23 protein-coding genes are annotated in these 20,555 nt (G+C 70.0%); 13 read left to right on the top strand and 10 right to left on the bottom strand.

What is annotated here, in order from left to right:
* The first annotated feature begins 20 nt into the window (after window positions 1–20).
* On the top strand, window positions 21–1,802 hold the full coding sequence (locus SGCZBJ_RS06735; RefSeq protein WP_101717231.1) for a feruloyl-CoA synthase: 1,782 nt from the start codon (window positions 21–23) through the stop codon (window positions 1,800–1,802).
* 180 nt (window positions 1,803–1,982) lie between these two features.
* Window positions 1,983–3,521, top strand: a complete 1,539-nt coding sequence (locus tag SGCZBJ_RS06730) for an acetolactate synthase large subunit (protein WP_101717230.1) — start codon at window positions 1,983–1,985, stop codon at window positions 3,519–3,521.
* 218 nt (window positions 3,522–3,739) lie between these two features.
* Here SGCZBJ_RS06730 and SGCZBJ_RS06725 read toward each other — a convergent pair whose 3' ends face one another.
* Window positions 3,740–5,074 (bottom strand): hypothetical protein, encoded by a 1,335-nt coding sequence (locus SGCZBJ_RS06725; RefSeq protein ID WP_101717229.1) that lies wholly within the window; start codon window positions 5,072–5,074, stop codon window positions 3,740–3,742.
* Between the two features lie 152 nt (window positions 5,075–5,226).
* On the opposite strand from SGCZBJ_RS06725, the gene SGCZBJ_RS06720 reads away from it, so the two are divergent.
* From SGCZBJ_RS06720 to SGCZBJ_RS06710, 3 genes are all read left to right on the top strand, one after another.
* Window positions 5,227–6,306 carry an MBL fold metallo-hydrolase gene (locus tag SGCZBJ_RS06720; RefSeq protein ID WP_101717228.1) on the top strand — a complete coding sequence of 360 codons (1,080 nt, stop codon included), beginning with the start codon at window positions 5,227–5,229 and terminating at the stop codon, window positions 6,304–6,306.
* A 182-nt stretch (window positions 6,307–6,488) separates the two neighbouring features.
* Window positions 6,489–6,935, top strand: coding sequence for a MarR family winged helix-turn-helix transcriptional regulator (locus tag SGCZBJ_RS06715; protein ID WP_101717227.1), 447 nt, complete (start codon window positions 6,489–6,491; stop codon window positions 6,933–6,935).
* On the top strand, window positions 6,932–7,702 hold the full coding sequence (locus SGCZBJ_RS06710; protein WP_101717226.1) for an enoyl-CoA hydratase: 771 nt from the start codon (window positions 6,932–6,934) through the stop codon (window positions 7,700–7,702). The genes SGCZBJ_RS06715 and SGCZBJ_RS06710 overlap by 4 nt, the downstream gene beginning before the upstream one ends.
* 150 nt (window positions 7,703–7,852) lie before the next feature.
* Here the strand turns inward: SGCZBJ_RS06710 and SGCZBJ_RS06705 are convergent, their stop codons facing one another.
* Together SGCZBJ_RS06705 and SGCZBJ_RS06700 are read right to left on the bottom strand one after the other, a co-directional pair.
* Window positions 7,853–8,767, bottom strand: a complete 915-nt coding sequence (locus tag SGCZBJ_RS06705; RefSeq protein WP_101717225.1) for a DUF4350 domain-containing protein — start codon at window positions 8,765–8,767, stop codon at window positions 7,853–7,855.
* A 111-nt stretch (window positions 8,768–8,878) separates the two neighbouring features.
* Window positions 8,879–9,583 carry a c-type cytochrome gene (locus SGCZBJ_RS06700; RefSeq protein ID WP_101717224.1) on the bottom strand — a complete coding sequence of 235 codons (705 nt, stop codon included), beginning with the start codon at window positions 9,581–9,583 and terminating at the stop codon, window positions 8,879–8,881.
* Window positions 9,584–9,752: 169 nt separating this feature from the next.
* On the opposite strand from SGCZBJ_RS06700, the gene SGCZBJ_RS06695 reads away from it, so the two are divergent.
* Window positions 9,753–10,487 (top strand): 3-deoxy-manno-octulosonate cytidylyltransferase, encoded by a 735-nt coding sequence (locus SGCZBJ_RS06695; RefSeq protein WP_101717223.1) that lies wholly within the window; start codon window positions 9,753–9,755, stop codon window positions 10,485–10,487.
* A gap of 8 nt (window positions 10,488–10,495) precedes the next feature.
* Window positions 10,496–11,344, top strand: a complete 849-nt coding sequence (locus SGCZBJ_RS06690; protein WP_101717222.1) for a prephenate dehydratase — start codon at window positions 10,496–10,498, stop codon at window positions 11,342–11,344.
* Here SGCZBJ_RS06690 and SGCZBJ_RS06685 read toward each other — a convergent pair.
* Window positions 11,341–11,907, bottom strand: coding sequence for a type II toxin-antitoxin system VapC family toxin (locus tag SGCZBJ_RS06685; protein WP_101717221.1), 567 nt, complete (start codon window positions 11,905–11,907; stop codon window positions 11,341–11,343). The two genes, SGCZBJ_RS06690 and SGCZBJ_RS06685, sit on opposite strands and share 4 nt — an antisense overlap.
* 1 nt (window position 11,908) lies before the next feature.
* The gene (locus tag SGCZBJ_RS06680; RefSeq protein WP_101717220.1) at window positions 11,909–12,133 is read right to left on the bottom strand and encodes a hypothetical protein; all 225 of its coding nucleotides are present in this window, start codon (window positions 12,131–12,133) and stop codon (window positions 11,909–11,911) included.
* 199 nt (window positions 12,134–12,332) lie between these two features.
* Here SGCZBJ_RS06680 and SGCZBJ_RS06675 point away from each other — a divergent pair, with 199 nt between their 5' ends.
* On the top strand, window positions 12,333–13,742 hold the full coding sequence (locus SGCZBJ_RS06675; protein ID WP_101717219.1) for an FAD-binding oxidoreductase: 1,410 nt from the start codon (window positions 12,333–12,335) through the stop codon (window positions 13,740–13,742).
* On the opposite strand, the gene SGCZBJ_RS06670 is transcribed toward SGCZBJ_RS06675, so the two are convergent.
* From SGCZBJ_RS06670 to SGCZBJ_RS06655, 4 genes are read right to left on the bottom strand one after another with little or no spacing between them, the layout of a single operon-like run.
* Complete coding sequence (locus SGCZBJ_RS06670) at window positions 13,739–14,056, bottom strand: hypothetical protein (protein ID WP_101717218.1); 318 nt, start codon at window positions 14,054–14,056, stop codon at window positions 13,739–13,741. The genes SGCZBJ_RS06675 and SGCZBJ_RS06670 overlap by 4 nt on opposite strands.
* 46 nt (window positions 14,057–14,102) lie before the next feature.
* On the bottom strand, window positions 14,103–14,594 hold the full coding sequence (locus SGCZBJ_RS06665) for a hypothetical protein (RefSeq protein ID WP_101717217.1): 492 nt from the start codon (window positions 14,592–14,594) through the stop codon (window positions 14,103–14,105).
* 55 nt (window positions 14,595–14,649) lie between these two features.
* The gene (locus tag SGCZBJ_RS06660; protein WP_101717216.1) at window positions 14,650–14,949 is read right to left on the bottom strand and encodes a transcriptional regulator; all 300 of its coding nucleotides are present in this window, start codon (window positions 14,947–14,949) and stop codon (window positions 14,650–14,652) included.
* Window positions 14,946–15,413, bottom strand: coding sequence for a hypothetical protein (locus tag SGCZBJ_RS06655; RefSeq protein ID WP_240621432.1), 468 nt, complete (start codon window positions 15,411–15,413; stop codon window positions 14,946–14,948). Before SGCZBJ_RS06655 ends, SGCZBJ_RS06660 begins: the two co-directional genes overlap by 4 nt.
* Window positions 15,414–15,594: 181 nt before the next feature.
* Here SGCZBJ_RS06655 and SGCZBJ_RS06650 point away from each other — a divergent pair, with 181 nt between their 5' ends.
* From SGCZBJ_RS06650 to map, 3 genes are all read left to right on the top strand, one after another.
* Complete coding sequence (locus SGCZBJ_RS06650; RefSeq protein ID WP_101717214.1) at window positions 15,595–16,752, top strand: lipase family protein; 1,158 nt, start codon at window positions 15,595–15,597, stop codon at window positions 16,750–16,752.
* Between the two features lie 68 nt (window positions 16,753–16,820).
* A complete protein-coding gene (locus tag SGCZBJ_RS06645; RefSeq protein WP_101717213.1) occupies window positions 16,821–17,036 on the top strand; it encodes a ParD-like family protein in 216 nt (71 codons plus the stop codon).
* Window positions 17,033–17,779 carry a type I methionyl aminopeptidase gene (map, locus tag SGCZBJ_RS06640; protein WP_101717212.1) on the top strand — a complete coding sequence of 249 codons (747 nt, stop codon included), beginning with the start codon at window positions 17,033–17,035 and terminating at the stop codon, window positions 17,777–17,779. The genes SGCZBJ_RS06645 and map overlap by 4 nt, the downstream gene beginning before the upstream one ends.
* Before the next feature lie 6 nt (window positions 17,780–17,785).
* Here map and SGCZBJ_RS06635 read toward each other — a convergent pair whose 3' ends face one another.
* Window positions 17,786–18,607 (bottom strand): hypothetical protein, encoded by an 822-nt coding sequence (locus SGCZBJ_RS06635; protein WP_133149204.1) that lies wholly within the window; start codon window positions 18,605–18,607, stop codon window positions 17,786–17,788.
* A 155-nt stretch (window positions 18,608–18,762) separates the two neighbouring features.
* On the opposite strand from SGCZBJ_RS06635, the gene yaaA reads away from it, so the two are divergent.
* Window positions 18,763–19,530, top strand: coding sequence for a peroxide stress protein YaaA (gene yaaA / locus SGCZBJ_RS06630; RefSeq protein WP_101717210.1), 768 nt, complete (start codon window positions 18,763–18,765; stop codon window positions 19,528–19,530).
* A gap of 96 nt (window positions 19,531–19,626) precedes the next feature.
* On the top strand, window positions 19,627–20,424 hold the full coding sequence (locus tag SGCZBJ_RS06625; protein WP_101717209.1) for a 3-hydroxybutyrate dehydrogenase: 798 nt from the start codon (window positions 19,627–19,629) through the stop codon (window positions 20,422–20,424).
* Window positions 20,425–20,555: the final 131 nt, after the last annotated feature.

Genomic DNA, 20,555 nt, shown 5'->3' with positions numbered 1-20,555 from the left:
GCGGCGGGACATAAAAGGGGATGGAATCCCTCGACGACGCTCCCTTCCGTGACGCCCGCTACGCCCCGCGCGCTTTGGAGGTCGAACGTCGCGGCGAGACGCTGATCCTGCGCAACCCCATGCCCTATTCGGATGTGGTGACGACGGTCACCGCCCCGCTGGCCCGCTGGGCGGCGCAGGCCCCCGAGCGCGTGTGGCTGGCCGAACGGATCGAGGGCCAGGACGGCTGGCGCACCGTGACCTACGGCGAGGCGGCGACCCGTGTGGCCGCCCTGGCCGGCGGGCTCTCGGCGCTGGGCCAGTCGCGCGGCAAGCCGCTGCTGATCCTGGCCCGCAACACCATCGACCACGCCCTGATCGCCTACGCCGCCATGAGCCTGGGCGCGCCGGCCGCGCCGGTGTCGCCGCAGTACGGCCTGCTGGGCGCTGATCTCTCGCGACTGGCCCATGCGGTCGAACGGCTGAAGCCGGCGGCGGTCTATGTCGACGACGCCGCCGCCTTCGCGGGGGCCCTGGACCACGACTGCCTGGACGGTCTGCCGGTGATCGCAAGCCGCAACACGCGTCCCGGCGACCAGCCTTTCGAGGCCCTGCTGGCCAGCCCGCCGGCGGCCGACGTGGCCCAGGGCGACGACATCGCCAAGCTGCTGCTGACCTCGGGCTCGACCGGACGGCCCAAGGCGGTGATCTGCACCCACGCCAACATCGCCCTGAACGCCGCCCAGATCGAGGCCTGCTACGCCGACCGAGAACCGCCGGTGCTGGTCAATTCCGCGCCCTGGAGCCACAGCCTGGGGGCCAACGCCATACTGCACATGGTGCTGCACCGGGGCGGCACGCTGCACATCGACGCCGGCCAGCCCGTGCCGGGGCGCTTCGGAGAGACCCTGCGCAACCTGCACGAGGTCTCGCCGACCTATCACAACATGGTGCCGGCCGGCTGGGGCCTGCTGGTCGGGGAGCTGGAGCGCGACCCGGCGCTGGCGCGAACCTTCTTTTCGCGCGTGCGGGTGCTGCAATACGGCGGGGCGTCGATGGCCCAGTCGATCCTCGATCGGGTGCAGGCCGTGGCCCTGGCGACGACCGGCGAGCGCATCACCTTCGCGGCCGGCTATGGCGCGACCGAGACCGGCCCGACCGCCTGCAACATCCATTGGCTTAACGCCCGCTCGGGCATGGTCGGGCTGCCGACGCCCGGCACGGCCGTGAAGCTGGTTTCCGCCGGCGAGAAGCTGGAGATCCGGGTCAAGGGGCCCCAGGTCTCGCCCGGCTATCTCGACCAGCCGGACGCCACCCGCGAGGCCTTCGACGAGGACGGCTTCTACCGCCTGGGCGACGCCGCCCGGCTGGCCGATCCGGACGATCCCGCCGCCGGCCTCGTCTTCGACGGACGGCTGGTGGAGAACTTCAAGCTGGCCAGCGGAACCTTCGTCGCGGCCGGCGCCCTTCGGGTGGCGGCGATCTCGGCCATCGGCGGGGCGGCGTCCGACGCCGTGGTCTGCGGCGAGGGACGCGACGGCGTCGGCTTGATGCTGTTCCTCGAGCCCAGGACCTGCGAGCGCCTGGGCGGCGCGGACGCCGCGCTGGCGGCGGTGCGCTCGGGACTGGAACGCTTCAACGCCGGCGCCAAGGGCGGCGGCCGCGTGGCCCGGGCCCTGATCCTGCCCGGCGCGCCCGACGCGGCCAGCGGCGAGCTGACCGACAAGGGCTACATCAACCAGGCCCTGGCCCGGGAACGACGTCCAGCCGAGCTTGAGCGCCTGTTCGCCTCCGCCCCGGACGAGGACGTGATGGTGTTTTAAAGATCCTCCCCCTCTGGGGGAGGTGGCCCATCGGGCCGGAGGGGGGACGTTTTCAGCTTCCTGGAAGCTGGCCGCACTTCCCCCTCAGTCGCGGAGTCTATCCTCGGGCCGGCCTGCGGCCGGACCCGGGGGCGACAGCTCCCCCTACAGGGGGAGCATCCAGTGAGTAGGGAGAGAACAATGAACGGCGCCGACGCCCTGATCACCACCCTGGCCGACAACGGCGTGACCGCCTGCTTCGCCAATCCGGGCACCAGCGAGATGCAGTTCGTCTCGGCCCTGGACCGCGAGCCGCGGATGCGCTCGATCCTCTGCCTGTTCGAAGGCGTGGCCACCGGCGCCGCCGACGGCTACGGCCGCATCGCGGGCAAGCCGGCCTGCACCCTGCTGCACCTGGGGCCCGGCTACGCCAACGGCGCGGCCAACCTGCACAACGCCCGCCGCGCCTTCACCCCGATCGTCAACGTCGTGGGCGACCACGCCACCTACCACCGCGACTTCGACGCCCCGCTCAACAGCGATATCGCAGCCCTGGCCGCGCCCAACTCGCTGTGGGTGAAGTCGGCCGAATGCGCCGACAGCGTAGGGCCCCTGGCCGCCGAGGCGATCACCGCCGCCTACGGGACGCCGGGCGGGAACGCCTGCCTGATCCTGCCCGCAGACGCGGCCTGGAACGCGGCGAGCGTGCACGGCGGCGTGGCCGAGATCCCCGCCCCGGCCGCGCCCGACGCCGAGACCGTGGCGGCCGTCGCCCATGCGGTGAAGGCGGCCAAGGCGCCGGTGCTGCTGCTGGGCTCGGGCGCCTGCCGCGAGGACGGCATCGCCGCCGCCGGCCGACTGGCGGCCCTGGGGGTCCGGGTGCTGACCGACACCTTCACCGCCCGCCAGGCGCGCGGCGAGGGCCGCTTTCGTCCCGACAAGCTGCCCTATTTCGGCGAGCAGGCCCTGAAGGAGCTCGACGGCGCCGACCTGATGGTGCTGGTCGCCACCGAGCGGCCGGTGGCCTTCTTCGCCTATCCCGACCGGCCCAGCGTGCTCGTGCCCGAGCATTGCGGCCTGGAGACGCTGTGCGGCCGCGAGGTCGACGCCGCGGCGGCGCTGAACGCCCTGGCCGACGCCCTGGAGGCCCCCGCCGCCGGTCCCGCCGAACCCTACGCCCCGCCGCCCGCGCCGGCCGGCAAGCTGGACGCCTGGGCCATCGGCGCCAGCATCGCCCGTCACATGCCGGCCGACACGGTGATCTCCGACGACGCGGTCACCGCCGGCCTGCCGATCTTCACCCAGACCCGCGCCGCCCGCGCCCACGACTGGCTGTCCCTGACCGGCGGCGCGATCGGCCAGGGCATTCCGCTGGCCATCGGCGCGGCCGTGGCCCGGCCCGACGCCAAGGTCCTGGCCCTGACCGGCGACGGCGCGGGCATGTATACGGTGCAGGGCCTGTGGACGATCGCCCGCGAACAGCTGGACGTCGTGGTGGTGGTCTTCGCCAACCACGTCTACCGCATCCTCGGCATCGAACTTTCCCGCACCGGCGCGGGCGCGGCGGGGCCGGCGGCCAGCAAGCTGCTGGATATCGGCGATCCGCGCATCGACTGGGTGGCGGTCTCGCAAGGTATGGGCGTGCCGGCGCAGCGCGTCGACACGGCCGAAGCCTTCGACGAGGCGTTCGCCCAGGCCATGGCGGCCAAGGGGCCGCGGCTGATCGAGGCGGCGCTTTAGGCAAGATGCTCCCCCTGAAGGGGGAGCTGTCGCGGAGCGACTGAGGGGGAAGTGATCGCTGGCGTTGGGGATGCCCTGACCTCATCAGCGACTTCCCCCTCCGGCCCTTCGGGCCACCTACCCCTTCGGGGAGAGGGTCCCACGTCCCGCCCCTGGCCCAATAAAAAACCCCGCCGGTTCGCACCGGCGGGGTTCTTCGTCAGAGCTTCGAGAAGCCCTTACTTCTTGATGTTGGTCGGCAGCTTGCAGCCGCCGCCGACGCCCTTGGCCTGCAGACAGGACAGGAGCTCGTTCGGCTTGGGCGAAGCCTGGTTCAGCGGGTACGAAAGCACCCAGCCCGGCAGGCCGTCGGCGCAGGCCACTTCGACGAAGCCGCTGGTGTCGGTGCGGCCGATGATGCGCGCGCCCGAGACCTGGCAGCCGGCCTTGTTGTAGCTCTTCAGGTCGTCCCACAGGCGGGTGAACTCGACGTCGGCCTTGGTGTAGCTGCAACGGAAGCCGTTCAGCTCGCCGGTGACGCAGTCATAGACGCGGTTGTCGGCGGCCGAGAAGACGCCGATGCCGCCGCGCGGGGTGTTGGCGCACTTCAGCTCGACAACTTCCTTCTTGGGGTCGTTCGACGGGAACAGGCCGTAGGACTCGACCTTGCAGTCGTAGCCGGCCTTCTTGGCCAGGCTGGTGTAGAGGCCGGCCTGCTCGGTCTTGGCCGCGCGGCTGTCGGTCAGGGTGCACTCGGCGCCGCCGGGAGCGTTGGCGCAGTCGATGGCGCGGACCAGGGCGCCGTTGGCGGTGGCCTGCTGCAGCACGTAGCCCTTGCCGTCCTGGCAGGCGACTTCGAAGTAGTTGTCGGTCTTGGTGGTCAGGATGTAGCGCTTGTCCTTGACCGCGCAGTTGTTTTTGGCAGCGGCGGCCAGGGTGTCGACGACCTGCAGCTGGGTGGCGCGGTCGGTCAGTTTGCACGAGATGTTGCCGGTTTCCTCGTACAGCAGGCAGCTGTTGGCCACCGTGCCCTCGACCTTCATCGGCACCGGGATCTGCAGGATGTAGCCCGCACCGCCGGCGCAGGAGACTTCGAAGAACGAGTTGTTGTTGCCGGTGCCGATGGCGCGGGCGTTCTGCATGTCGCAGCTGGCGCCGGCCGTGGCCAGGTAGGGCTTCAGGCCCTGCTTGGGATCGGCGTTGCCCGGCAGCAGGCACTTGAGGCCCGATTCCTTGCCGTCGGCGCCCGGCTGGCCGGTCTCGACGCACGAGAAGGCCTGCGGCGCGGCGTCCTTCTTGGCCACCAGGGCGAAGCCCATGGCGTCCTGACAGGCCACTTCGTAGTAGGAGGTGTTCGACTTCTTGTCGGCGCCGATCAGTCGGGCGTCCGACACCTGGCACGCCACGCCGGCCTGGGTGAGCAGGGGCGGGGCTTCCTTCATACCGGCTTCACGCGACTTGGCGTCGACGGCGGCGGCGGCGGGCTTGGCATCCTTCGGCGCCGCGAAGGCGGCGGCCGGAACGAGCGCGGCGACCGCGAGGGCGGCCGTCAGGCCGATCGCGAATGGCCTCATGTCTGTAGTCTCCTGGGGGTGGATTCCTCGGGGCGGACTTAAGCCCCCCCTTGCATCGAGGGTCAAGATGTCGTCCGACGGGGGCGCAATCATGGCGCGGCTTGACCATGAAAAATGGGCTGGCGAGACGGCCAAAAGGGGAGTGAACGGCGATGAGCGACGGGTTCGAGGAGACGCCGGGCGAGGCCGAGACCCCGCGCCGCCAGCGCCTGGCCTATCCGTTCGAGGTCGAGCCCGAACCCGGTTCGGGCCAGGCGGTCGAGGTCGCGCCCGGCGTTCTGTGGCTGCGCCAGCCGCTTGGCGGGTCGCTGGGCTTCATCAATGTCTGGGCCCTGGCCGACGGCGAGGGCTGGGCGATCGTCGACACCGGCATGGCCACCAAGGACACCAGCGCCGCCTGGAAGGCCGCCTTCGTCGGGGCGCTGGAAGGCCGCCCGGTCACCCGGGTCATCGTCACCCACCTGCATCCCGACCATGTGGGCCTGGCCGGCTGGCTGACCCGCCGCTTCGACTGCCGGCTTTGGATGACGCGGCTGGAATATTTCCAGTGCCGGATGCTGGTCGCCGACACTGGCCGTGAGGCGCCCGAAGACGGCGTGCGGTTCTTCCACGCCGCCGGCTGGGACGACGACGCCATCGACAACTACAAGACCCGCTTCGGCGGCTTTGGCCGCGCCGTCCACGCCCTGCCCGACAGCTATCGCCGGATGACCGACGGCGAGACCTTCCGCATCGGCGAGCACGACTGGACGGTGGTGACCGGCCAGGGCCATTCGCCCGACCACGCCTGCCTGTGGAGCCCGTCGCTGGGCCTCCTGATCTCGGGCGACCAGGTGCTGCCGAAGATCTCGTCCAACGTCTCGGTGTTCCCCACCGAGCCCGATGCCGACCCGCTGGCCGACTGGCTGACCTCGCTGGCCAAGGTCAAGGCGGCCGTGCCCGACGAGGTGCTGGTGCTGCCGGCCCACAACGCGCCCTTCCGGGGTCTGCACGCCCGCATCGACCAGCTGATCGCCGGCCACGAGCGCGGCCTCTCGCGCCTCAAGGGCAAGCTGGAAGAACCGCGCCGGGCGGTGGACACGTTCGGCGCCCTGTTCGCCCGACCGATCGGCCCCGACCTCCTCGGCATGGCGACCGGCGAGGCCCTGGCCCACCTCAACTGCCTGATCGCCCGCGGCCAGGCCGTGCGCGAGGTCGATGAGGCAGGGGTGGGGTGGTATCGGGCGGTGTAAGGCTCCCCTCCCCCTCGATGGGGGAGGGGTAGGGGGTGGGGGTGGTGCGGCGTCAAACACCACGCCGCCGCCAGTTCAGCAGTCACCCCCATCCCCGCCCCTTCCCCCATCAAGGGGGAAGGGAGAAAACACCGCTCAGAACAACCGTTTGATATTTCGCACGCGAAGCATATAGTCGCCGCATGTCGACGCCCCCGGATCGCCGCTTCGTCTTCCTGCTCGCCGCCGGCCACCGGCGCGTGCAGCGCTGGATCGAGGCCAGGCTGGCGACCGAGGGCGCCGGCCTGACCTCCGCCCAATCGGGGGTGCTGTTCTATCTGGGCGCCGCGGACGGCGCTCTGATCGGCGAGGCGGCCGAGGCCCTGGACCTGGCCCCCTCGGCCATGACCGGCCTCGTCGACCGCATGACCCGCGCGGGCCTGGTCGAGCGCCGGCCCGACCCCAAGGACGGCCGGGCCCTGCGCCTGCACCTGACCGACCACGGCCGCGCCGCCCGCGAGGAGGCGAAAGCCGGCCTCGCCCACCTCAACGCCCACCTCACCGAAGGCTTCACGGACGACGAGATCGCCGTGGTCGCCCGCTGGCTGGCCAGCCTTCAGACCAAGTTCCCCAAGGGAGATTCCGTATGACCGAGCACGTGAAGACCAGCCTCGAGGCCGGCGTGCTGACCATCACCCTGTCGCGTCCGGAGAAGAAGAACGCGCTCAGCAACGCCATGTACGGCGCCCTGGCCGACGCGCTGGAGGGCGCCGAGAACAACCCCGACATTCGGGTGGTGGTGTTCCAGGCCGACGGCGACAGCTTCAGCGCCGGCAACGACCTTGGCGACTTCGTGGCCCAGGCCACCGGCGCCTTCACCGAAGAGCGCCACGTGTGGCGGTTCCTGAAAGCCCTGGCCAACGCCACCCGGCCGCTGGTCGCCGCCGTCCACGGCCAGGCCGTCGGCGTGGGCACGACCATGCTGCTGCACTGCGACCTGGTCTTCGTCGCGCCCGACGCGCGCCTGACCGTGCCGTTTGTCAACCTGGCCCTGGCGCCCGAGGCCGCGTCGAGCTGGCTGCTGCCGGCCCGCATCGGCCACGCCCGCGCCTACGCCATGTTCGCCCTGGGCGAGGCGGTGGACGGAACGACCGCCGCCGCCTGGGGCCTGGCCAACGCCGTGGTTCCGGCCGATGAGCTGCGCGCCAAGGCCCGCGCCGCCGCCGACCAGCTGGCCAAGCGTCCGCTGGGCGCCCTGACCGTCACCAAGGGCCTGATGCGCGACGCCGAGGCCATCGCCGCCCTGATGGACAAGGAAGGCGCGCTCTTCGCCGAGCGTCTCCAGACCGCCGAGGCCCGCGAAGCCTTCATGGCCTTCGCCGAGCGCCGCGCGCCCGACTTCAGCAAGGCGGGGTGAGGTCCAGAGAACCTCCCCCTCTGGGGGAGGTGTCGCCAAAGGCGACGGAGGGGGGCCGTTTTCAGCTTCCGCTTAACAGGCTGGCTTCGTGAATACTCCCCCCGCCGATCGCTAATGCGATCGCCTCGTCAACGGGGGGAGGTTGCTTGTTCAGATCTCGCCCGACAGCCACCGCAGCACGTTCAGCAGAAACGCCTTGTTCTGCGGCGCGGTCGGGGCGTTGAAGCCCATCTTGCGCTTCTGCGGGCCGGCGACCTGGGCGGTGAACATAGCCGCCTCGCCCATGGCCACGACCCGCCCCTTGCCCACCGAGAGGGCCGCGCCGCGCAGCAGGCCCTCGCCGTCGTGGCGGGGGGTCTCGTCGTCGAAAGCCCAGGCCTTCTGCGGCATTGCCACGCTCCAGCCGCCGCGCAGCACCATGAGCGGCCGGGCCTGCGGCGGAGCGCGGAACGACGAGCCGGTGAAGCTCTGCACCCGGTCGATCCCGCGAGCGATCGGATGGTCCAGCAGCGAGCCGTCGGCGCGCTGGAAGAACTCGGGCCCGCCGCCGGCCTTCTGGGCGAAGCCGTTGTCGAAGTCGAAGCCGAAGGCCTTGGCCAGGGGCTCGGCCCCGCCGGGGAAGGGCATGTGGTCGGCGATCAGCAGCAGGGCGCCGCCGGCCTCGACCCAGGCCTTCACGGCGGCGGCTTCCTCGGCCGTGTAGGCGCCGGGCGTGGGCAGGTTCCAGTTGCCGACGTTCACGGCCGCCAGCGGATTGGCCACCACCAGCAGGTCGATATCGGCCAGGCTCGCGGCCGACAGTGGCGCGGTCAGGCCCGACACCCGGTAGCCGTCGGCCCGGGCCACCGCCGCGAACGGGGCAAAGCGACCGTCCACCGTGTGGAAGTTGTTGTGCCCGCCGTCGATGGCCAGGCGCGGGCCCTGACCTTGCGGATAGGCCGGCTTGGCGACCGAGGTGTCGACATCGGGGTCGGGCGCCTGCTGGCGGGCCTGGGCTGCGCCGGAGACAAGGCCGCCGACAAGGGGAACGCTGGCGACGGAAAGCAGGAATTGTCGACGACGCATGGCGCGGCCCCCCCGGGAACTTCGTAAGGGAGCCTATCGCGCGTCGGGACAAAGAAAAGGCCGCGGAGCGCAAGCCCCGCGGCCTTTTCGTTTCGATCGTTCGGCCTGGCCTTAGTGCGTGGCCGGGGCCGCGGTCGGCTTGTCGGCCGTGGCCGGAGCCGGGGCGGTCGCCGCGGCCGAAGCCGGAGCGCCGGCGGCGGGAGCGGCGGCGCCTTCAGCGGCGGGAGCCGCGGCCGCGTCGGCGGCCGGAGCGGCCGCCGCGGCAGGCTTCGGAGCCGGCACCGGCAGGGTCGAACCCAGGCTGTGCAGGTAGGCGATGATGGCGATGCGGTCTTCCTGCTTCTTCAGGCCCGCGAAGGTCATCTTGGTGCCCGAGATGTACTTGCCCGGGGCCTTCAGGAACTGGTCGACATGGTCGTAGTCCCAAACGGGGTTCTGGCCGCCAAAGTCGGTCATCGAGCCCGAATAGCCGAAGCCCGGGTGCGTGCCCGGCTTCTTGCCCAGGGTGCCGAAGAGGTTCGGGCCGGTGCCGTTGGGGCCGCCCGAGGTGAAGGTGTGGCACGAAGCGCACTTGGCCGAGACGGCCTTGCCGGCCTCGATGTTGGCCGGCAGCAGCAGGACCGAACCCCAGTCGGGCGGGACCTCGGCGGCCGCGGCGCCCTCGCCGCCGGTGTCTTCCTGGACGGCGATCGCGTAGCCGGGCTTTTCGACTTCGTGCTTCTTGAAGACGATGTCGGACGCCTCGCGCAGACCGAAGATGACCAGACCGGTCAGAAGCACGCCGCCGAAAATCTTGTTGAACGTAAGGTCGCTCATCTCAGCCTTGTCAGCCTCTTTATAGACCCGTCTTGCGTGGACGGAGCCGATTTATGAGCGCGGGTCCCCCCATGGTCTCCCCACGCGCGTGTTGCGCTCCGGTCTCTGACACGCTACCGCCCCGTGCGCAACCCGGGCGAACCGCGTTTCGCCTTCCAGACGTGACACCATGAACCCGATCGTCCTTATCCCCGCCCGCATGGCGGCCACCCGCCTGCCCAACAAGCCGCTGGCCGATATCGGCGGCCTGCCGATGATCGTGCGCGTGCTGCGCCAGGCGCAGGCGGCGAACATCGGCCCCGTGGCCGTGGCGGCCGGCGATCCCGAGATCGTGGCCGCAGTGCAAGCCGCCGGCGGCCACGCCGTGCTGACCGATCCCGACCTGCCCTCGGGCTCGGACCGCATCCTGGCGGCCCTGGCGGTGCTGGATCCGACCGGCGCCCACGACGTGGTCATCAACCTGCAAGGCGACATGCCGTTCGTCGACCCGGCCGTGCTTTCCGCCTGCGCCGGCCAGTTGGCCGCCCACGCCGACGCCGACATCGCCACCGTGGTCGCGCCGGAAGCCTCGGCCGCCGACCGCGCCAACCCCGACGTGGTCAAGGCCGTGCTGGCCATGGACGCCGGAGACCAAAGCGGTCGCGCCCTCTATTTCACCCGCTCGACCCTCTATGGCGACGCGCCCGTCTGGCGCCATATCGGCATCTACGGCTATCGACGCGCCGCGCTGGAGGCCTTCAACGCCGCCGCGCCCTCGCCGCTCGAATTGCGCGAGAAGCTGGAGCAGTTGCGGGCCATGGAACTGGGCCTGACCATCCGCGCGGCGGTGGCGCAAGAGGCTCCGATTTCCGTCGACAATCCGTCCGACCTGCAGGCCGCCCGCGACCACGCCGAAAAGAACTGAAGACCGCTATGAGCACCCTCAAGACCATCGCCTTCCAGGGCGAACTCGGCGCCAACAGCCACGAGGCGTGCCGCACCTATTTCCCCGACTACCAGGTCCTGCCCTGCGCCACCTTCGAGGAGGCGTTCGAGGCCATCAAGACCGGCGCGGCCCAGCTGGGCATGATCCCGATCGAGAACTCGATCGCCGGCCGCGTGGCCGACGTGCACCACCTCTTGCCCGCCTCGGGCCTGAAGATCATCGGCGAGCGCTTCAAGCCGATCCGCTTCCAGCTGATGGCCAACAAGGGCGTGACGCTGGACAGCGTGAAGACCGCCGTCTCGATGCCGATCGCGCTCAGCCAGTGCCGGCATAGCCTCAAGCGCCTGGGCCTCTCGACCGAGGGCGCGGGCGACACCGCCGGCGCCGCCAAGGCCCTGGCCGCCAAGCCCGACCCGACCCGCGCCGCCGTCGCGCCGGCCCTGGCCGCCGAGATCTACGACCTCGACATCCTGGCCCGCGACATCGAGGACGAACGCCACAACACCACCCGCTTCCTGGTGATGACCGCCGACCCGGCCCCGCCGGCCCCGTCGTTCACCCACCGCTGCGTGACCAGCTTCGTGTTCCGGGTGCGCAACCTGCCGGCCGCCCTGTTCAAGGCCCTGGGCGGCTTCGCCACCAACGGCGTCAACATGACCAAGCTGGAAAGCTACATGGAGAACGGCGCCTTCACGGCCACCTTCTTCTACGCTGAGGTCGACGGCCGCCCCGAGGACCGCAGCCTTGCCCTGGCCTTCGACGAGCTGAAGTTCTTCTCGGAGAAGTTCGAAGTGCTGGGCGTCTATCCGGCGGACCCGTTCCGGGACCGGGGCTAACCCTTCCGGTAGAACAGCACGCGCCCCGTCGGCACGAGCTGCAGCAGGATATCGAACTCCCGCACGTTGGCCGTCAGCACGGTCAGGCCCAGCCTCAGCGCCTGCAGGAACAGCACGCAGTCCTGCAGGGCCTTGAGGCGGGCGTCGCCGTCATAGCCCTGAAGCCGGCACATCATGCCGGCCAGCAGCGCTGCGCGTCCCAACACCTCGGCGTCGGGCTCGAAAAGACGATGGTCGGGCATGGCCTTGATCTGGCGCTCGATGGCGCTGATCGCGGTGGCGCTCCGTGCATCGTCAGGCCGCAGCGCCCCAACGGCGTGCACCAGTTCCTGAAGGGCGACGGTCGAGTGGTTGACCTGACGGGTCGCGACCAGGCCGCTGACGACTGGCGGCGCGCGGCCCTGCATCCGGTCGATATAGACGCAAGTGTCGAGTAGCAGGGACGAACCTGCAAGGTCGTCCTCGTCGGCGAACGGCAGCTGCGCGTCGTCGCGGCGCGCCAGGGTGCGGCCTGGATCGAAGCGCGCCCAGCGACGAGCGGCGTCGAAGTCGAACCCGGCCAAGTCAGAACCCCAGCTTCAGGTCCGGATCCACGGTCCCGCCGACCGCTTCGAAGGCCTCGGCGAACCGATCTTCGAGCGCCAGGTTCGCCAGGGCGAACTCCAGAAGTTCGGTGTCGCTGGCGATGCCGGTATTGGCCTTGGCCTGCTCGATCAGCGCGGCGCTGAGACGACCACCGATGCGACCGTCCTTTTCGGTCAGGAGGCCGGAGCGCTGAGCGCTGGTCATCACGGCGACGAACCTGCTGCTCGACGATCGCGGCGGAACGGGCGCTCCGGCGCTGGAAGCTTCCATCATTCCACGTGCGCGCCTGGCCATGCCGGTCGTCCAACAAAATTCGATTTTGTCTAACATACATTAAAACTGGCGACGGCTGAAGGCCGCGCCGCCTTCACCCCTCCCCCGTTCCGGCCTATTCTCCCGGGCCATGACCAAGCCCGTTCCCGCAGATGTCGTCTCGCGCCTGAAGTCCGTGCTGGGCGAGGGCGGATGGAGTCAGGATCCCGAGCGGCTGGCCCCCAAGCTGGTCGAATGGCGGGGCCGCTGGAAGGGCGAGACGCCGCTGCTGGTCACCCCCCGCACCACCGCCGAGGTGGGGGCCGTGGTGGGCGTCTGCGCGGCCGAGGGCGTGGCGATCACCCCGCAGGGCGGCAATACCGGCCTCGTCGCCGGCCAGATCCCGCAGGGCGAGATCCTGCTGTCGACCGAGAAGCTGCGCGCCGTGCGCGACGTCGACGCCCTGGACGACGTGATGGTGCTGGAAGCCGGCGTAACCCTCTACGAGGCCCACCAGCAGGCCGCCGCCGTCGGCCGCCGGTTCACCGTGGGCGTGGCCTCGGAAGGCTCGTGCACCATCGGCGGTCTGATCTCGACCAACGCCGGCGGCACGGCCGTGCTGCGCTACGGCATGATGCGCGAGCAGGTGCTGGGGATCGAAGCGGTGCTGCCCAACGGCGAGGTCTGGAACGGGCTCAAGCGCCTGCGCAAGGACAACACCGGCTATGACCTCAAGCAGCTGCTGATCGGGGCCGAGGGCACGCTGGGGATCGTCACCGCCGCGGCCCTGAAGCTGCACGCGCCGCTGGCATCGCGGGCCGTGGCCATCGTCGGCCTCTCCTCGCCCGCTGAGGCCATCCAGCTGCTGGCCCGCGCCAAGGACGAGACCGGCGGCGCGGTCGAGGCCTTCGAGCTGATGGGCCGCCTGGGCTTCGCCTTGACCATCAGGAACGTGCCGGGCCTGCGCGATCCTCTGCCTACGGAGCATCCCTGGTACGTGCTGATCGAGATCGCCAGCGGCGAGCCCGGCGCGGCCGAGGCGGCGCTGGAACGCCTGCTGGCCGGCGCCTTGGAAAGCGGCCTGATCGCCGACGCGGCCGTGGCCCAGACGGAAACCCAGATGAAGGCCTTCTGGCACATCCGCGAGGGCCACTCGGCCGGCCAGAAGCCCGAAGGCGCGGTGTGGAAGCACGACGTCTCGGTGCCGGTCTCCAAGATACCCGACTTCATCGGCCAGGCCGACGCCGCGATCGAAAAGGCCTATCCCGGAACCCGCATCGTCGCCTTCGGCCACGTGGGCGACGGCAACGTCCACTACGACGTGCTGAAGGCCCCGGGCGGCGACGACGACGCCCATGACGCCGCGCGCGAGGCCGGCGCCCACATCGTCCACGACATCGCCGCCAGCTTCCACGGCTCGATCAGCGCCGAGCACGGCCTGGGCGCGATGAAGTCGGTCGAGGCCCTGGCCTACAAGGATCCCGTCGAGGTCGCCGCCCTGCGCGCCATCCGCGCCGCGCTCGACCCGCAGCGGATCATGAACCCGCGCGTGCTGTTCTAGGCGGCGTCGCTCTGGGCCGCCTTGGCCTTGCGGCGGGCGAAGTAGACGGCGATCAGCGACAGCACCGCGCCGGCCGGGAAGGTCGACTTCAGGAAGCCGCCGGCCTGGCCGGGGCCCAGGATGTTGACCGCGAAGGGCACGAAGCCCCACTGGCCGGTGGACGGCTGCATCCAGAAGGCGCCGACGCCGACGAAGCACAGCACGGCCCAGATCAGCCGCAGCTTCAGGGCCCTGGTGCGGGCCACGAAATAGAGGGCCACGATCATCGGCAGCGGCCAGGCCAGGGCGGCCGCGAGGGCGAGGGTCTCGTTCATCCCGCCTTCCTAGCGGCCGTCGCGCGAAAGAAAAGGGCGGCCCGCGTCACGGCTTGGCGGCCGCCCGCCGGAGATCGCCGTCGCGATAGGTCGACAGGCGCTCGAAATACACCGAACAGATGCCGGCCTGCGGGCTGAACATCTGGCGGATGCGGGTCTGGCGGGGCTCGTCGTGCCAGATGAACAGAAAGAACAGGACCTGGTCGGAGACCACCAGCGGCTTGCCGCGCTGGCGCAGGATGGCGTCGCCGACCGCCTTGCAGGATTGGGCGGGCAGCTTGACCCCGACAAGCTCGAGGCCCGCGGGTCCGTAATAGAGCTCCGCCTTGCCCTTCACGCCCTCCAGCATGACCGACCCGGCGCTCTTGACCTGGCCGACGTCCATTTTCTCGCCGGACTTCACCGGCTTCAGATCCGGCATGGCGGCCTGGGCCTGCTCGGGCGTCATGCCCCATTCGGTGGCCTCCCAGCCGGCGAAGGCCGCCCCAGGCGCGAGGCCCAGGACGAAGGCGAGGACGAAGCCGAGGAAAAGGCGCATGCGAGAACTCCGTTGCCCCCACAAGACCCATGCCTGGAAAGCTTGGCAATACACCTCAGATCTCCGGCACGCCCGCCATCATCGCCTTCAGCGCCGCCAGGTGCCCTTTCAGCGCCTTGCGGCCGGCGACGGTCAGCGAGGCCCAGGTGCGCACCCGGCCGTCGGACGGGGTCTTGGCGACCTTGAGGTAGCCGGCCTCCTCCAGCGTCTTGAAGTGCTTGGAAAGCACCGACTCCGAGACGTCCAGCGCCTCGCGCAGGGTGGAGAAGTCGATGGTGTCGACACCGGCCAGCATGCAGCAGATCTGCAGGCGGTTGGGGGCGTGGATCACGGGATCGAGGGCGGCGGCGCTCACAGCGAGCCGCCGTCGCGCAGGTCGCGGCGGAACGCGGCCTCCCAGACGAAACCGCCGATGGTGACGATCACCGCGATGGTCGCGCCGACCACCAGCGGCCCGGCGGCCAGGCCGTGCTCGCGGGTCAGCCAGGCCGAGCCCAGGACCGACAGCGCGGTCAGCACCGCCAGCACGACCGAGACCCAGCGCGTGCGGCCGGCGCGATAGCCGTTGATCCACAGGCCGGTGCGGCGCTTGTAGGCGCGCACCAGCAGCAGCAGGCCGACCACGAACACTAGGTAGGCGCCGAGCATCAATAGGACCGCCTGGCCCTGGACCGCCACGAGGCCGCCGGCCAGCAGCCCCAGCGCCGGGTGATACCAGATCGGCGCCCGGGCGCGGCGCGCGAGGTCGGCGTTGGCGGCCTCGACCTCGGCCAGCATGCGGGCGGCCTCGGCGGGATCGATCGAAGAGGTGGGGCTCACGGGCGTTTCCTTGCTTTCCATACCGGAAAGCTAGCGATCACTTTCCACATCGGCAAGTAGAAACTTTCCACGATGGAAAGTAATTGGGCGCGAGGCGCATGTGCGGCCGGTCACATCTTGAAGTTGAAGCCGTGATAAGGTCGCCTTCGACGTCGGGAACCACCAGCCCCAGGAAGCGACCATGCCGCAGACCGCCGCGCCCAGCCTGACCTTGCAGCAACAGGCCTTCTGCCTGTCGTGGCTGTCGAACGCCGCTTCGGACAAGGTCGACACCCTGGCCAATCTGGAGGCTCATGTGCGACAGTCGGTCCAGGCCTTCCTGACCGACAACGCCGGCAAAATCGCCGACTGGTCGATCGCCTGGGGCCCCGTCGCGTCGAGCCACGAGGGCGCCGACCCGACCGCGCTCTACTACGCCGACAACATGCTCTACGCGGCCGCCGCCACGGTCGCCGGCGCGCCCTGCCTGGTGGTGGCCATGGCCGGCACCAACGAGGACGACGCCTACGACTGGCTGGCCGAGGACTTCTCGATCGTCCGCCAGGTCGACTGGCCCTACGGCAACGGCGGCTTCGACGGCGCGCCCACGCCCAAGATCTCGCACGCCACGGCGACCGGGATCGGCGACCTGCTGGCGATTCAGGACCCCAAGGCCGGCGGGATCCAGGCCTTCGTGACGGGCTGGACCAAGGCCAATCCCGGCGGGACGGTGATCTTCACCGGCCACAGCCTGGGCGGCGCCCTGTCGCCCAGCCTGGCCATGGCCGCCATCGGCCAGAACGGCGGCCCGTTCGCCGACACCACAACGCTGACCCTGCCCAGCGCCGGCCCGACGCCGGGCAATCCCGACTTCGCCGCGCTCTACACGCACTTCTTCCCGGCCCCAGCCCCGGACTCGGCGCAAGGCGGTCCGGTCCCGTTCAACACCGACCTGGTCAACGCCCACGACCTCGTGCCCACGGCCTGGAACGACGTGAAGCTGACGGGCTTCTTCACCAACACCGGCGACATCGCCTTCAAGCTGGCCATGGACGCCCTGCTGGCCTCGCTGGACGGCCTGGCCCACGGCCTGATCGGCTTCAACACCTACCAGCCGATCGCCCACCAGACCTTCGCGGCCGATCCGCCCGACGTCGATTACGACAGCCTGCAGGGCTATTTCGGCCTGATCGTCGCCAACCACCTGGCGGCCTATCCGACCTATGTCGGCGTCGACGACGCGCTCACCGACACCACGGCGGCCATGACCCGCGCCACGCTGCGCCAGGTGCAGACCCACGCCAAGCGCCTGACGGCGGCGGCCAAGAACCAGGGCGCTGTCGCCCAGGCGGCGCAATAGGGTTCTTGTCTCCGGCAACCGCTCGACCATATAAGACATATACGAAACGTATATGCGAGAGCGAGGCCATGGGCATCGTCAACATCGAGGACGAGCTGCACGAGCAGCTGCGCCGGGCCAGCAAGGCCTCGTACCGCTCGATCAACGGCCAGGCGGCGTTCTGGATCAGGATCGGCATGCTCAGCGAGCTGAACCCCGGCCTGACCTTCCAGGAACTGGTGGCCCGCGAGCTGAAGGAGGCCGGCGTCGACGCCCCCGACCTGCCGGCGACCACCAGCGCATGACCATCGACAACGAAGACCAGCTGGACAAGCTGCGCGCGGTCGGGGCCCTGGTGGCGCGCACGCTGACGGCCATGGGCGCTGCGCTGGAGCCGGGCATGACCACCCGCGAGCTGGACGACATCGGCCGCGCCCTGCTCGAGAAGGACGGCGCCCGCTCGGCCCCGGAACTGACCTACGCCTTCCCCGGCGCGACCTGCATCTCGGTGGGGCCCGACTGCGCCCACGGCATTCCCGGCGACACGGTGATCAAGGCCGGCGACCTGATCAATATCGACGTCTCGGCCGAGCTGGACGGCTATTTCGGCGACACCGGGGCCAGCTTCTCGGTGCCGCCGACCTCCAAGCGCATCGAGCGCCTGTGCCGCGACGGCCGGCGGGCGATGTGGGCCGGCATCCGCGCAGTTCGGCCCGGCGGCCGGCTGAACGAGATCGGCCGCTCGATCGAGGCCTTCGCCGACAAGAACGGCTACAGTCTGGTGCGCAACCTCGCCAGCCACGGCGTCGGCCGCTCGCTGCACGACGCCCCCAAGGAGATCCCCACCTGGCATGAGCCGCGCGACCGGCGGGTGATCACCGAGGGCCTGGTCTTCACCATCGAGCCGTTCCTGTCGCTCGGCGCCGACTGGGTCGAGGAGCTGGACGACGGTTGGACGCTGCGCCCGCCGGGCCGCGAGGCCACGGTGCAGTACGAGCACACCCTGGTGGCCACCCGCAACGGACCGCTGGTGCTGACCCTGGCGTGAGAGGCCTCAGCCCCCCTGGTCGAGATCCGGGGCGGCCGCCTTCGCCTTGGCCGCCTGGCGCGCCTTCCAGGCCACGACGTGGACGATCACCGCGCCCACGGGAAGCGTGAACTTGAGGATCCAGGCGTAGAAGTTGGAAAAGCCCATCTTCGAGATCCCGGCCCCGATCAGATTGACGCTCAGGACCTGGAAGCCCGCCTGGCCGGTGGTCCAGTTCATGCTGGCCGCGCCGACGCCGGCCAGCGCCAGGAGCGCCCACAGCCACTTGCGCTTGAGGCCCGGGGCCATGACGGCGGCGACGATCGCCGACAGCATCAGCAGCGGCGACAGCACCGTCGCGGCCAGGAACGCCAGCTGCCCCGGCGAGCGGTCCGTCATCGTCAGGGAGCCCTTGGCGAGCTCGGCGTTCGAGGCGCGGTTCAACGTCAGGCCCAGCAGGCGCCAGGGCGCGTTCGCGCCGGTGCGCTCCATCCGCACCTCGTACAGGACCGCCCCGTTGGGGAAGGGCAGCTCATAGACCAGCACCGCGGCCTGGCCTGCCCCATTGAAGACCGTCTGCATGTTGATCAGCCGGCGCTCGACCGTGCCGGCCGTCCGCGCGAAAGGACGCAGGGCCTGGATCTGCTCTGGAGAGGCCGAGGCCTTCGCCTCGGGCGTCATCCGCGCCCGGACAGCCTCGACACGACCGGCGGCGACGTCGTCATAGACCGCCCTGGCCACGGCCTCGGCCGCCGGATCGGCCTTCAGCGCCGGGGGCTTGCACCCCGTCAGCGCCAAGGCGGCCGCCACCAGCAGGAGCCCCGCCGCCCGCTTCATCATGCTCTTCATTCGTACGCCCCGCACTCACGCCCCGACCGGGCGGAAACTGGTCGAACCCTCAGGGGTTGTCCAGCGGTCAAGCTTGCGGGGTTCGACCCCTTACGGGCCAATGATCGATCAACAGGTGCTGGCGAAGCCTGGCCGGAGCCTCTATCTGCACCCCCATGCTGATGGTCATCTCTCCCGCCAAGTCGCTAGACTTCACCGCCCCGGATCAGGTCCTGCCCCTGACCACCCCGGCCCTGAAGCCGCAGATCGCGGAACTGGCCAAGGTCACCCGCAAGCTGACGGCCGCCGACCTGCGCCGGCTGATGCACATCTCCGAGAAGCTGGCCGACCTGAACCGCGAGCGGTTCCAGCATTTCGACCCCGAGGTCGAGGACGGGCTCCAGGCCGTGATCGCCTTCAACGGCGACGTCTATGCCGGCCTCGCCGCGCGCGAACTGGACCGTCCGGCCCTGGAGTGGGCGCAAGGTCGCTTGCGCATCCTGTCGGGCCTCTATGGCGTGCTGCGGCCGCTGGACGCCCTGCAACCCTATCGCCTGGAGATGGGCACGCGCCTGAAGACCAAGCGCGGCGCCAACCTCTACGACTTCTGGGGCGAGACCATCGCCAAGACCCTCAACGAGGCCGCCGCCGACCATGCCGACCCGACGCTGGTGAACCTGGCCAGCCAGGAGTATTTCGGCGCCGTCGACGCCAAGGCCCTGAAGCTGCCGGTCGTCACCTGCCACTTCAAGGAGGAGAAGGCCGGGGCGCTGAAGGTGCTGGGCTTCTACGCCAAGAAGGCGCGCGGCCGCATGGCCCGCTACGCCATCGAAGGCCGAGTCGAGAAGGCGCAGGACCTGAAGGCCTTCGATCTGGACGGCTACAGCTTCCGTCCCGACCTCTCGACGGAGGCCGACTGGGTTTTCGCTCGCCCGCAGCCATAATTTCATCTATCGGTGAATTTATAAGCGCTCGCTCTTCGCGATAGCGAGCTATATGCTGCAATGCAGCAAGTCGGGCAGGACAGCAGGAGCGCGCCGATGGCCGTGGATTTCGGGTTGCAGGGTCAAGTCGCCATCGTCACGGGCTCGACCAGCGGCATCGGTCATGCCCTCGCCGACGCCATGGCCGCGCAAGGCGTCAACATCGTGCTCAACGGCCTGGGCGAGATGAACGCCATCGAGCGCACCCGCGCCGAAATGGCCGAGAAGCACGGCGTCGAGGTGCTGTATCACAGCGCCGACATGACCAAGCCGGTCGAGATCGCCGACATGGTGCGCGCCGCCAAGGCCGAGTTCGGCGAGCTGGATATTCTCGTGAACAACGCCGGCGTCCAGCATGTGGCCCCGGTCGACGAGTTCCCCGACGACAAGTGGGACCTGATCATCGCCATCAACCTGTCGTCGGCGTTCCACGCCGCCAAGGCGGCGATCCCGATCATGAAGGAGCAGGGCCGCGGGCGGATCGTCAACATCGCGTCCGCTCATGGCCTGGTCGCCTCGCCCTACAAGTCGGCCTATGTGGCCGCCAAGCACGGCATCCTGGGCCTGACCAAGACCATCGCGCTGGAGGTCGCCCAACAGGGGATCACCTGCAACGCCATCTGCCCCGGCTTCGTGAAGACCCCGCTGGTCGAGGCCCAGATCGCCGACCAGGCCAAGGCCCGCGGCATCAGCGAGGAGGCGGTGATGAGGGACGTGATCCTGGCCGCCCAGCCGACCAAGCAGTTCGTCACCGTCGAGCAGCTGGCCGGCCAGCTGCTGTACCTGGTCAGCGACCTGGGGGCCTCGGCCAACGGCGCGGCCTTCACCGTCGACGGCGGCTGGACCGCGCAGTAAGGCGCCTTCACGCCGGTCGGTTCAGGGGCGGATCGACAGTCGGCGCTTGAGACGAAAACCTCGTCCTTCGACAGGCTCAGGATGAGGTTTTTCTACCGCTAGGCCCTGTAGAGGGGCTTGTAAGTGGTCCT

Origin of the sequence: Caulobacter zeae, from assembly GCF_002858925.1 — a bacterium.
Classification (GTDB): domain Bacteria; phylum Pseudomonadota; class Alphaproteobacteria; order Caulobacterales; family Caulobacteraceae; genus Caulobacter; species Caulobacter zeae.
Note: the sequence above shows the minus strand (reverse complement) of the source record. Positions and strands in the feature narration are given on the sequence as shown.